The 12,304-nt window shown below is 73.9% G+C and carries 11 protein-coding genes; 3 read left to right on the forward strand and 8 right to left on the reverse strand.

Annotation, left to right across the window (positions count from 1 at the left end; genetic code table 11):
• Window positions 1-46: 46 nt before the first annotated feature.
• The 3 genes from EV383_RS23235 (at window position 47) to EV383_RS23245 (ending at window position 4,803) form a co-directional block, all read left to right on the forward strand.
• Window positions 47-1,348, forward strand: a complete 1,302-nt coding sequence (locus EV383_RS23235; protein WP_130294885.1) for an MFS transporter — start codon at window positions 47-49, stop codon at window positions 1,346-1,348.
• Window positions 1,345-2,934 (forward strand): FAD-dependent monooxygenase, encoded by a 1,590-nt coding sequence (locus tag EV383_RS23240; RefSeq protein WP_130291897.1) that lies wholly within the window; start codon window positions 1,345-1,347, stop codon window positions 2,932-2,934. The genes EV383_RS23235 and EV383_RS23240 overlap by 4 nt, the downstream gene beginning before the upstream one ends.
• Before the next feature lie 165 nt (window positions 2,935-3,099).
• Complete coding sequence (locus EV383_RS23245; RefSeq protein WP_130291898.1) at window positions 3,100-4,803, forward strand: (2,3-dihydroxybenzoyl)adenylate synthase; 1,704 nt, start codon at window positions 3,100-3,102, stop codon at window positions 4,801-4,803.
• Between the two features lie 91 nt (window positions 4,804-4,894).
• Here the strand turns inward: EV383_RS23245 and EV383_RS23250 are convergent, their stop codons facing one another.
• The 8 genes from EV383_RS23250 to EV383_RS23285 all read right to left on the reverse strand — a co-directional run bounded on the left by EV383_RS23250 (window position 4,895) and on the right by EV383_RS23285 (window position 12,255).
• Window positions 4,895-5,716 carry a (2Fe-2S)-binding protein gene (locus EV383_RS23250; protein WP_130291899.1) on the reverse strand — a complete coding sequence of 274 codons (822 nt, stop codon included), beginning with the start codon at window positions 5,714-5,716 and terminating at the stop codon, window positions 4,895-4,897.
• A gap of 88 nt (window positions 5,717-5,804) precedes the next feature.
• Window positions 5,805-6,731: an alpha/beta hydrolase gene (locus EV383_RS23255; protein WP_130291900.1), complete on the reverse strand. Its 927-nt coding sequence runs from the start codon at window positions 6,729-6,731 to the stop codon at window positions 5,805-5,807.
• Window positions 6,732-6,935: 204 nt separating this feature from the next.
• Window positions 6,936-7,436: a nitrile hydratase accessory protein gene (locus EV383_RS23260; protein WP_130291901.1), complete on the reverse strand. Its 501-nt coding sequence runs from the start codon at window positions 7,434-7,436 to the stop codon at window positions 6,936-6,938.
• A complete protein-coding gene (nthA, locus tag EV383_RS23265; RefSeq protein ID WP_130291902.1) occupies window positions 7,436-8,041 on the reverse strand; it encodes a nitrile hydratase subunit alpha in 606 nt (201 codons plus the stop codon). The genes EV383_RS23260 and nthA overlap by 1 nt, the downstream gene beginning before the upstream one ends.
• 34 nt (window positions 8,042-8,075) lie before the next feature.
• Window positions 8,076-8,771, reverse strand: a complete 696-nt coding sequence (gene nthB, locus EV383_RS23270) for a nitrile hydratase subunit beta (protein WP_242623263.1) — start codon at window positions 8,769-8,771, stop codon at window positions 8,076-8,078.
• A 23-nt stretch (window positions 8,772-8,794) separates the two neighbouring features.
• Window positions 8,795-10,348, reverse strand: coding sequence for an amidase (locus EV383_RS23275; protein ID WP_130291903.1), 1,554 nt, complete (start codon window positions 10,346-10,348; stop codon window positions 8,795-8,797).
• A gap of 85 nt (window positions 10,349-10,433) precedes the next feature.
• Window positions 10,434-11,867 (reverse strand): ABC transporter substrate-binding protein, encoded by a 1,434-nt coding sequence (locus EV383_RS23280; protein ID WP_130291904.1) that lies wholly within the window; start codon window positions 11,865-11,867, stop codon window positions 10,434-10,436.
• Between the two features lie 22 nt (window positions 11,868-11,889).
• Complete coding sequence (locus EV383_RS23285) at window positions 11,890-12,255, reverse strand: ArsR/SmtB family transcription factor (protein WP_130291905.1); 366 nt, start codon at window positions 12,253-12,255, stop codon at window positions 11,890-11,892.
• Window positions 12,256-12,304 lie beyond the last annotated feature (49 nt).

Consider the following 12,304-nt stretch of genomic DNA (forward strand, 5'->3'; position numbering starts at 1 on the left):
GCGGCGCCACGACGGCGTCGAGCGGACCGAGGGAGCGTGGTCACAGGTGTCCGGAGCCAGCACCGCACGACGATCGCCGCTGGTGGTCGTCGCCCTGTGTTTCCTGACGATCGTCTTCGACGGCTACGACCTGATCGTCTACGGCTCGATCCTGCCGAGCCTGATCGACGACTTCGGGCTGACCCCCGCCCAGGCCGGTGCGATCGGCAGCTACGCCCTGGTCGGCATGCTGATCGGCGCGCTCGGAGCGGGCGCGCTGACCGACGTGCTGGGGCGTCGGCGGATCATGCTGATCGGGATCACCTGGTTCTCGGTGGCGATGGTGCTCTGCGCGCTGGCGCCGAACCCGGGCCTGCTCGGCCTCGCCCGGTTCGTCGCGGGGCTCGGGCTCGGCGGCGTCATCCCCAGCGCGATCGCGCTCACCGTCGAGTACGCGCCCCGCTCGCGCCGCCAGCTCTACAACGCGGTGATGTTCGCCGGGTACTCCGTCGGCGGTGTGCTCGCCGCGGTGCTCGCACTGAACCTGGTCGCCGACTTCGGGTGGCGCCCGATGCTGGCGATCGGTGCGGCGCCGCTGCTGGTCGTGCTGCCGCTGGCGTGGAGGTTCCTCCCGGAGTCGGTGGGCTACCTGCTCGCCCGCGGACGTGACGACGAGGCCCGCGCGCTCGCCCGCACCTACGACCTCGACCTCGACGCGCTGCAGGCCGAACGTGCGGGGTCGGCGAACGCCGGTCCGCGGACGCTGTTCGCGCCGTCGATGCTCCGCTCCACCCTGCTGTTCGGCGCGGCCAGCTTCTGCGGGCTGCTGCTGGTCTACGGCCTCAACACGTGGCTGCCGCAGATCATGCGCCAGGCCGGCTACCCGCTCGGCTCGGCGCTGACGTTCCTGCTCGTGCTCAACGTCGGGGCCATCGTCGGCGCGCTGGTGGCGTCCGCGCTGGCCGACCGGTTCGGCCCCAAGCCGGTCACGGTCGCAGCCTTCCTGATGGCCACGGCCTGCCTGGTCGTGCTCAGCCAGCGCGTCGACACCGGGTTGCTGCTGGTGGCCGTCGCGGTCGCCGGGCTCGGCAGCGTCGGCACCCAGATCCTGGTCAACGGCTACGTCGCGGTGCACTACCCGTCCGCGGTGCGGGGCGCCGCCCTGGGCTGGGCGCTGGGGGTCGGCCGCGCGGGCGCCGTCGTCGGTCCGCTGTTCGGTGGCTGGGTGGCCGCGTCCGGGATCGGCTTCGAGTGGAACTTCTACGGCTTCGCGGTCCCGGCCCTCGCCGGGGCGCTGCTGATCGCGCTGATCCCGCGGGCGTCCGCGGCCGTCCCGGCCGGCACCCGCACGGAGGCCGCACCCGCGTGAGGGTCGCCGTCGTCGGCGCCGGGCCGGGTGGGCTGTTCCTCGCCACCCTGCTCCGGCGGGCCGACCCGTCGTCGTCGGTCACCGTGTTCGAGCGCAACCGGGCCGACGACACGTTCGGCTTCGGGGTGGTCTTCTCCGACGCGGCGCTGGCCGGGCTCTACGACGCGGACCCGGTGGTGCGCGAGGCGCTCGAGGGTCACGGCCGGCACTGGGACGTCATCGAGGTGCGGCTCAAGGGCGAGCGGATCCGCTGCGGCGGCAACGGGATGGCCGCGATCTCGCGGCACACCCTGCTGGCACTGATGCAGGAGCGGGCGCGCTCGGTCGGTGCGGATCTCCGGTTCTCCATCGAGGCCGGTCTCGACGACCTCGGCGGATACGACCTCGTCGTCGCGGCGGACGGGGCCGGGTCGGTGGTCCGCGAGCAGCTCGTCGCCTCCGGTACCGACCTGGGCACCGGGGTGACGACGGCGAGCGCCAAGTTCATCTGGTTCGGCGCCGAGTACCTCTTCGACGGGCTGACGTTCGTGCACGAGCGCAGCGAGCACGGCGTGTTCGCGGTGCACGGCTACCCGATCGCCGACGGGCTCTCGACGTTCATCGTGGAGACCGACGAGGCGTCGTGGCGCCGCGCCGGCCTGGACTCCTTCGACGTCACCGCGCCGCCGGGTACGAGCGACGCGGCGTCGCAGAAGTACCTGCAGGAGCTGTTCGCCGACCAGATCGACGGCCGCGCGCTGCGCGCCAACAACTCCCGGTGGGGCAGCTTCCGGACCCGTCGTACCGCGACCTGGTACGCGCTGCGGGACGGGCGCCCGCCCGTCGCGCTGCTCGGCGACGCCGTGCACACGGCGCACTTCTCCGTCGGCTCCGGCACGAAGACGGCGATGGAGGACGCCGTCGCGCTCACCGCGGCCCTGACCGCCCACCCCGGTGACGTCCCGGCGGCACTGGCCGCCTACCAGGACGCCGCCGAGCCGCCGGTACGCCGCGTCCAGGACGCCGCCCGGCCGAGCCTGGCCTGGTGGGAGCACTTCGGGCGCTACCACGACGAGCTCGCGCCGTGGCGGTTCGGCTACCACTTCCTGACCCGCAGCATCACCGACTCCCGCCTCGCGCGCCGGGCTCCGGACTTCGTCGACGCCGCGCACACCGCCTGGGCGGGCGAGCACGGGGCCGAGCCCCTGGACACGCCGTTCGAGCATCGGGGGTGGAGCGCGCCCGGGCGTCTCGTCGAGATCGGGTTCGACCAGGACGGGCTCCCCGGCGCCGTCCGCTCCCCCACGCTGGCGCTGTCCGACACCCCCGATGACGACGGCGTGTGGGCCGCCCGGCTGGAGGCGCCGTCCACCGAGGACGGTCTACCGGACGCGTACCGGACGCTCACCGGCCTCGCCGCCGGTGGCCCCGTCCTCGTGGCGGTGCACGGCGGGACGTCGCTGACCCGGACGCTGCTGTGCGAGCGGGCGCGGATGGTCGATCGGGTCCCGGCCCTGCTCGTCGATCCCGGAGCCGATCACGACCGCGCGGTGACGACGGTCCTCTCCGGACGGGCCGACCTGGTGGGCCGTCCCGCTCTCCCGTAGCCGCGGTCCCCGGGTGGTGGGCGCGTCGACGACTCGTCGCGTGGGGCTGCGGCGCCGGGGAAGGGGCCTCGGTGACCGTCGGGACCGGCGTGCTGTACTCGAAAGTGGATCAGGAGCCGGAGACGGCTCGCGCGCACCGGACGTCGTCACCCGCGGAGGTCGCCGATGCCCCGTCCGATCGGGGAGCACACCACCCCGTGGCCCGAGCCCGACGCCGCCCGCTACGTCGCCGAGGGGTACTGGGCCGGTGTCCCGCTCGGGCACCTGCTGCGCGCCGCGTCCGACCGCGCCCCGGACGCGCCGGCGCTCGCCGACGCGGCCACGGGTCTCGCCCTGACCCACCGCGAGCTGGCCGAGCGCGTCGACGCCACCGCCGTGCGCCTGCTGGACCGGGGCCTGTCCGCCGGCGACCGGATCGTCGTGCAACTGGCCAACGGCTCCGCGTTCGTGATCCTCACCCTGGCCTGCCTGCGCGCCGGGATCGTGCCGGTGATGGCGTTGCCCGCGCACCGCCGCCGCGAGCTGACCCACCTGTCCGTGCTGTCCGAGGCGTCGGCGATCGCCGTGCCGGACACGCTGAACGGTTTCGACCACCGCGGGCTGGCCCACGAGCTGACCGAGAACGTGCGGAACGCGACCGGCGAGCGGTGGCAGGTGCTCGTCGACGGCCCCGGGGCGGACCCGGCCGATATGGACCTGCGGACGCTCTGCGCCCCCGGCGACGACCCGGTCGCCGACCGGGCCCGGCTCGACGCCACCGCGCCGGGGCCCCGCGACGTCGCGCTGTTCCTGCTCTCCGGCGGCACCACCGGGTCGCCGAAGCTGATCGCCCGCACGCACGACGACTACGCCTACAACGCCGTCCTCAGCGCCGGGGCCGCCGGCGTCGGCGACGACGCGGTCTACCTGGCCAGCCTGCCGCTGGCCCACAACTTCGCGCTCGCCTGCCCCGGGCTGCTCGGCGTGCTGCTGGCCGGGGGCCGGGTCGTCACGCTGCCCACCCCCGAGCCCCGCGCCGCCTTCGCCGCGATCGCCGAGCACGGCGTCACGCACGCCGCGGCGGTCCCGGCGGTGGCCGCGCGCTGGCTGGAGCACGCCGTCGGGGCCGGGCCGCCGGCACCGCTGCGCGTGCTGCAGGTCGGCGGCGCCCGGATCCCCGACGAGCTGGCCCGCCGGGTCTCCCCCGTGCTCGGTGCCCGCCTGCAGCAGGTGTTCGGGATGGCCGAGGGCCTGCTGTGCTGCACCCGTCTCGACGACCCCGACGACGTCGTCTGCACCACGCAGGGCCGCCCGCTGAGCCCGCACGACGAGGTCCGTCTCGTCGACGGCGACGACCGCGACGTGCCCGACGGCGAACCCGGCTCCCTGCTCACCCGCGGGCCCTACACCCCGCGCGGCTACTACCGCGCCCCCGAGCAGAACGCGCGCGCGTTCACCCCCGACGGCTGGTACCGCAGCGGCGACGTCTGCCGGCGCACCCCGGGCGGGAACCTCGTGGTCGAGGGCCGGGACAAGGACATGATCAACCGTGGCGGGGAGAAGATCTCGGCGGAGGAGGTCGAGAACCTGGTCTACCGGCTGCCCGCGGTGCGGCAGGTCGCGGCCGTCGCGATGCCGGACCCGGCACTGGGCGAGCGGGTGTGCGTCTACGTCGTCGCGCAGCCCGGGTCGACGGTCACCCTCGACGAGATCCGCGCGCACATGGAGACCGTCGGCGTCGCCCGCTTCACCCTGCCCGAGCGCCTCGAGCTCGTCGACGAGCTGGCGTCCACGACGGTCGGCAAGATCGACAAGAAGGCCCTGCGCGCGGACGTCGCACGGCGGATGGAGCGGGAGCACGGAACCGGCGCGGCTCACGCACCGCGCTGAGAGGCCGGAGCCACCGCACGCGCGCCCGGCGTCGCGAAGCGGCTGCGCCCGCGGACGCGTGGCGACGGGCAACGCGCGCCACCGCCTGAGGTCAGGCCCGGGGACGCAGGTGCGGGTGGCGCTTCAGGTAGTCGCGGGCGGCGCCGCGGAACAGGGCGCGGCTGTCGGCGTCCGGCACCACCGGGCAGGTCGCGCAGTACGGAACCTCGCGGGAGCGGGCGACCTCGGTGCGGAACGCCAGGCAGCAGGTGCGACGGTCGGTGTACATCCACGTGCGACCGGCCTCCTCGATCGCCTCGATGCCGACCAGTCCGTCGAGCACCGGGTTCTCGGCGAGGAACGCCCGCAGCACCGGCACGTACCGGGCACCGTCGTCGCAGGGCCAGGACAGGTGCAGTAACGACGTCGCCACCGCGTTCGCGACGACACCGCGCAGCACCCGCATTCCGGCCCGGGTGTGCTCGTGCACGGCCTGCGCCGCGGGCTCCAGGTTCCCCGCGACGAGCCCGTCACCCACCGCGCGCCGGGTCCCGGTCGTGCTCACCGGACCGCTGAACACCACCCGCGCGAACCCGGCACCGACCTGCTCGATCCGCACCGAGCCGAGCCGGGCGTCGACGACCCGGCCCTCCTCGAACCACGCCGCGAGGACGGGCGCGACGACCCGGTGGGCGTACTGCTCGAGCAGCAACGACCCGGCGACCGCCCGGCTCCCGGTCCCCCGCGCCGACGCGACCACGTCGAGCGCCGCGGGCAGGCCCGGGCCGAACAGATCCGTCGCCGCCACCCATCCCGGCCCGGACGGCTCTCCGGGCGCGCCGAGGAACGCGACGAACCGGTCGCCCCTCGCGACGCCGTCGGTCAGGACGGCCCCCGTCGTCCCGGCCGGGGCCGTCGTGACGTCGGGCTGCATCCCGGCGACGCTACCGCCCCCGCCTCGCCGGCCACCCCGACCCGTGAGCGGAAATCGTCGCCGGGGCGACGATTTCCGCGCACGACCCTCAGGCGAACAGGGCCTTGCGCAGAGCGTGGGTCTGGTCCAGGCCGAAGCGCAGGGAGACCTCGGCCTTCGAGAACAGAGCGTCGAAACCGTGGAACGCGCCGGGGACGATCTCCAGCTCGCACGGCACCCCGGCGGCCTCCAGCCGTCGGGCGTAGGCGACGTCCTCGTCGTGGAACAGGTCGAGGGTCCCGACCCCGATCCACGCCGGCGGCAGGCCGGTGAGGTCCTCGCGCCGGGCGGGTGCCGAGTACGGCGAGACACCCGGCCCGCCGGGCTCGCGGCCCAGGTAGGACGTCCAGCCGAAGCGGTTGCTCCTGGCCGTCCATATGCGGACGGTGAGCGTGTCGAGGTCGGGGCGGGTGACCGTGCGGTCGTCGAGCATCGGGTAGACGAGCAGCTGGAACACCGGCCGGACCTCACCCCGGTCGTGGGCGAGCAGCGACACGGCGGCGGCCAGCCCTCCCCCGGCGCTGGCGCCGCCGACGGCGATCCGGCCGGGGTCGACGCCCAGCTCACCGGCGCGCGCGACGAGACCGCGCAGGCCCGCGTAGACGTCCTCCACCGCCGCCGGAGCGGGGTCGGCCGGCGCGAGCCGGTACCGCACGGCGGCCACGACGATGCCGAGGTCGCGCACCAGGTCGATGTTCTTCTGGTCGTCCTGCTCCGGGGAGCCGAGGACGAGACCGCCGCCGTGGATCCACAGCAGCGCCGGCACCGCGTCGGTCGCACCGGCGGGCCGGAACACCCGCAGCGAGACGGGCGGCGCGTCCGGCGGGCCGGGGACGACGAGCTCCTGCACGGTCACGCCCGGGGGCGGAGCGACCGGCCGGGTCTTGAGGCGTCGCGCGAGCTCGCTCAGACGCGGTCCGACGCTGATCGGCGGGAGGAAGCGCCCGAGGGCGAGGTCGGGATGGAAGGCGGCCACGGGCGCATTGCTACCAGACCCGGCGCGGCACGGGTGCTTGCACGCCCGCACGACCGTCGGGCGCGCCGAGCGGGGCGTCAGGGTCTGTCGATCGAGCAGGGACAACCGTGACGCCCCGCTCGGCGAGCTCCGGCGCGTGTCCGGACGCACGACGGCGGCGCCCGCCCCCGGTCGTCGGGGACGGGCGCCGCCGGTCGTGGAGCGTCACCGCGTCGCGGGCGAGACCGCGACCGGCTCCCGGCGTGGACGGTGGTGGTCGGCGTTGCGCGGGGTGGCGAGCACCTCGCCCGTGCGGTTCTCGAGCGCGATCGAGTCCGACAGCGCCCCGCTGGAGGCGAGGACGGTCTCCAGCGCCTGGACCCAGTGCTCGTAGTAGTTCCAGGGCTCGCCGCCCTTGCCGTCCTCCCACTGCTTGATCGAGTCGATCAGGGAGAGCTGGAACTCGCTCCACCCGTAGTGGCCCTCGTTGTAGGCGGCCACCGCGAGCGCGAACGCGCGCAGCTCCCACGGCTCGTCGAAGCCCTTGTCCGCCTGCGGCAGGTCGCAGAGCAGCTTCTCCACCCGGCGACGGGCGTCGCCGATCTCGGTGGCGTCCTGCCGGTAGCCCTCCCGGCCCTCGGATACCTCGGTGGCGTCGAGGTCCTCGTAGGGCTCGCCGTCGGCGAACGGGAGATGACCGTGCCCGTGTCCGTGGTCGCCCCCCATCAGGCGGGCTGCTTCGGCCGGCCGACGCCGATCATCGACTCGCGGGTGACCAGCTCGGCGAGCTGCTCCTCGCTGAAGCCGTCGGTCCCGGCCGGACGCTGCGGCAGCACCCAGTAGCGCAGCTCCGAGCTGGTGTCCCAGACACGGACCTCGACCGACTCCGGCACGTCGAGCCCGAACTCCTCGGACAGCACCTTGCGGGGCTCGCGCACCATCCGGGCGCGGTAGGCGGGCTCCTTGTACCAGTTCGGCGGCAGGCCCAGCACCGGCCACGGGTAGCAGGAGCACAGCGTGCAGACGATGGCGTGGTGGACCTCGTCGGTGTTCTCGACGGCGACCATCTCCTCGCCCTGCAGGCCGCCGATGCCCAGCTCGGCGCAGGCGGTCGAGGCGTTCTCCAGCAGGCGCTTCTTGAAGTCGGGGTCGCTCCAGGCCTTGGCGACGACCTTGGCGCCGAGCTGCGGGCCGACCTCGTTCTCGTAGATCTCGGCGAGCCGGTCGACCGCCGCGGTCGTCATCAGGCCCTTCTCGATCATCAGCGACTCGATCGCCTTGACCCGGGCCGCGATCTGTTCCTGGTGGGTCGGGGTGTTCGTCGTGGTCATGGTTGTTCTCCGCGATTCAGGACGTGGACGGAACTCAGGAACCGGCCGGGACGATGTAGGGCTCCCAGACGTCGAACGTGACCGTCCCGTTGGGCTCGGCCGTCTCGGCGCCCCAGAGCTCGGTGTTGGTGAACTGCACGGTGTAGACGTGCTCGGGGTCCTCGCCCCCGAAGTTGCCCGCGGCATCGGGGTAGATCATCTCGCCGTGGGCGAGCACGATGACGCCCGTCTTCCCGCGCACGTACGTCGCCCGGCGGGTGTGACCGCGCGGGGAGTCGGCGACGACGGTGACCCGGTCGCCGACGGCGAACCTCGCGGTCTTGCCGGTGTCGCGGGAGGCGTTCGCCCCCGCCGGGATGACGGCGTCGATGAACGCGACGAGCTCACCGTCGGGGTCCTGGTCCTCCGGCAGCGGCGCGTCCGGGTTCTCCAGGTAGTACTGCGCCCGCTTGTCGACCTCGGCCTGGTCCCAGTGCCCGGTCCGGATCCCGTGGAAGGTCACCGACTCCAGCCAGTGCTCGTAGTAGGGCGAGGTCAGGTACTCGACCGGCGGGATCAGCTCCATGCCGTACCGGAACGAGTCGACCCCGAAGAAGCCGGCCTTGAAGGCCAGCGGGAAGAACGTGTGGGCGTGCTTCTCCCACTCCGCCTTCCACACCGGTTCGTGCTCCGGGGGCGCGACGGCGCCGAGGCCGTCCCGTCCGCCGAGGTCGTGAATGCCGTTCACCACGGTGGTCCTCCTGGAAGTGGTCGTCAGCTGTTTCTCTGCCCGGCGGCCGCCGGGATCGAGGCGGGCGGGGCCGGGAACCCGCCCACCGCCTGCTCGTAGGCGTGCGCGGCGCGCAGCACGGTGGCGTCGTCGAAGCTCCGGCCGACGAGCATCAGCCCGCACGGCAGGCCGTCCACCAGCTCGGCCGGCACGGTGCAGGCCGGGTGCCCGGTGACGTCGAACGGTGCGCAGTTGCCGATCATCGACAGCGCCGTCGTCAGGTAGTCGCCGAGCGGGGCGTCGTAGCCCAGCAGCGGCTGCGCCGTGAACGGCAGGGTCGGCAGCGCCAGGAGGTCGTAGGACGAGAACGCCGCGTCGTAGGCCGCCTTCAGCTCGAACGCGAGGTTGCGGGCCATGGCGTACCACTTCCCACCGCCCGCCTTGAACGTGTAGCCGCCGGAGAGTCCGACCAGCTTGACCGTCTTGGACAGCTCGGAGCCCCGGGTGATGCGCTGGGCCCCGTAGTGCTCCATCAGCTCGGGGTCGTAGAGGCCCTGGGAGTTCATGCCGTAGGCGTTGCCGGCGATCATCTGGAACGCCGCGCCCTCGGTGGCGATCACGTTCCAGACCGCCATCCCGTCGGTGTGCCAGGGGATCGACACCTCCTCGACGACCGCGCCCGCCCCGCGCAGCGCGTCCACCGCGGCCCGGACGGACGCGTCGACGCCCGCGTCGCTCTCCGGCCGGCCGAAGCCCTCGGTGAGCACGCCGATCCGCAGGCCCTCGACCCCCTGACCGAGCGCGGCCGTGTAGTCGATCGCGTCCACGGTGGTCGGTTGGCGGGGGTCCAGACCGTCGACCCCGGCCAGCACGCCGAGCATGAGCGCCGCGTCGGCGACGGTGCGGGTCATCGGACCGAGGTGGTCGATCGTCTGCTCGATCGGGAACGCGCCGGTGTAGGGCACCAGGCCGTGCGTCGGCTTGTGGCCGACGCCGCCGGAGAACGACGACGGGATGCGGACCGACCCGCCCTGGTCACCGCCGAGCGCGAGGTCCACCTCCCCGGTGACGACGAGGGCGGCACTGCCGGAGGACGAGCCGCCGGAGTTGCGCGTCGGGTCCCAGGGGTTGCGCACCGGCCACGGCTTCGAGGTGAAGCTCCCGCCGGAGAAGCAGAGGTCCTCGCACATCGACTTGCCGGTGATCGTCGCGCCGGCCTCGAGCAGCCGGGTGACGACGGTGGCGTCGCGGCGCGGGACGAAGCCCTCCACCGTGGCCGAGCCGTTCGTCATCGGCACGCCGGCGACGCTGACGTTGTCCTTGATCGCCACGGTCTTGCCGGCCAGCGGGCCCTGCGCGGCGCCGGGGATCGACGTCGTCACATACCAGGCGCCCAGCGGGTTGTCGGTCGGCTCGGCCCACGCCCGGTCCGGGGCGTCCGGCGCGGTGGCGTTGTAGAGCTCCTCGACCCGCTCCGACGCGGCGAACGTCGAGGCCACCGCGGGGCCGATCTCGGAGAGCTCGGCGTCGGAGAGACCGAACCCGAAATGTCTGTTCAGCGCCGCCAGGGCGGCGGCGTCCGGTGGGGGTATCGCCACGTGCACTCCTCGGATGGAAGGTCACCCGAGAACCTAGAAGGAGGCCCACGTCACGTCAATGATCCCTGACGCGTTGACATGATGTTTACCCGGCCGCACCAACCGGATACACACGGTCGAACATCGCCCCGTGCGCCTCGGCCAGGTAGAGCCGCTGCTGCACGAGGTCGGACCCGTCGAGGGTGACCGTCCCGCGCGGGAGCTCGAAGCGCCCGACGCGCATCTCGTCGGCCACCCGCAGCGGGTCGGTGGACCGGGCTCGGCGCGCGGCTCCGGACCACATGTGGATCGCCTCGAACACCGACTCCGACAGCGTCGACAACGGTGGCGCCCACGGGCCGAACGCCTCGCGGTAGCGCGTCACGAGCGAGTCGTTGCGCTCGGTCCCGAGACCCTGGAAGTACCCGGAGACGCCGTGGATGCCCGGTGCCGCCGCCGCGCCGACCCGTTCGAGGGTGGACTCGTCCATCGCCGGCCCGAGGCTCAGCGCCGTCTCGCGCAGGCCCATCGCGTGGCACTGCCGCTCGAAGGCCGCGCCGTCGGCCCCGACGAACGTGTTCAGCACGACGTCGGCCCCGGACGCCGCGACGGCCTCGACCAGCGGCGTGAAGTCCTGCGTCCCGAGCGGTGCGTAGCGTTCACCGACCAGCGTCGCGCCGTGGGCCGGGAGCACCGCGCGGGCCGCGGCGTTGACCGCCCGCGGCCAGACGTAGTCGTTGCCGGCGAGGAACCAGCGCCGTCCGCCGGCCGAGCGCATCAGCGGCGCGGCGGCCGCGGCCAGCTGTGCGGCGGGCCGCTCGCCGAGCCGGATCCGGAGCCGTTCCTCGCGCCCGCCCTCGTTCATATGCGGCTCGACGAGCAGCACGCCGCTGTCGGCCAGGGACGCCGAGACCGCCTCGAACGTCGCCGACGTCGTCATCACGATGATCGTGCGGCAGCCCGACCGCACCAGCCGTCGTGCCTCGAGGACCCCGGTGGCGGCGTCGGTCGCGTCGTCGGCGACCAGCAGGTCGACCGGGCGGCCGCCGATCCCGCCGTCGCCGTTGATCTCCTCCAGGGCCAGCGACGCGACGTTCTCGGTCGCCGCCGCGAACAGGCTCCCGGGACCGGACTTGCTGGTCAGCAGGCCCAGCCGGTTGCCGCCCGCGGCGCCCGCGCGCACCGGGAGACCCTGACGGCGCATGAGCCACTCCAGCCCGCGCTCGTCGATCTCGGAGTGCAGCCGGATCCGGGTCCCGCCGGGGGCCGCGGTGAACCGCAGCCGGATGCGCCCGCGCCACGGCTGGGCGTGGGTGACGGTGAGCGAGTGCGGGCGGCGCACGTCGCTGATCCGCCCGTGGATGTCGACCGGCGCGGTGCCACCGAGCGGGGCGCGCAGCGTCACGACGGCGCCCACGGCGAGACGGTCGCAGTCGGCGTCGAAGAGCCACCCGGCCCCGGAGCCCCTGCCGAACCGGTCGAACACGACCTCGGGCGGGACGGCCGCGAACTCCTCGGCGGTGACGGCGACGACGCCCACGGCTACCGCACCCGGGACGTGCTCATCCGGACTCCGCGACGTCCGCGGCGCCGGGCTCCTCCTCGACGGCCGCCCGGACCCCGCGCAGCGAGCTCTGGAACAGTTCCTGCAGCAGGGTCATCACCTCGCTCGCCGGACCGGCCGGGTTCACCGAGTAGTGCCGGAATCTACCGTCGCGCCGCTCGACGACCAACCCCGCGACGCGCAGCACGCGCAGGTGCATCGACACGGCGGTACGGCCGACACTGGTGATGCGCTCGGCGAGAGCACCGGCGGAGCACTCGTCCTCCTCGGCGAGGACGGCGAGGATCTCGCGCCGCACCGGGTCGGCCAGGGCGTCGAACGCCAGGTCCGCCGTCGCCCCCGACCCGTCACTTCCTGATGACATGGGCCTACGATAGCGAACGGGTCGATCGGCGGAAGAGGCCGTGTGCACC

The organism is Pseudonocardia sediminis (genome assembly GCF_004217185.1).
GTDB lineage: Bacteria > Actinomycetota > Actinomycetes > Mycobacteriales > Pseudonocardiaceae > Pseudonocardia > Pseudonocardia sediminis.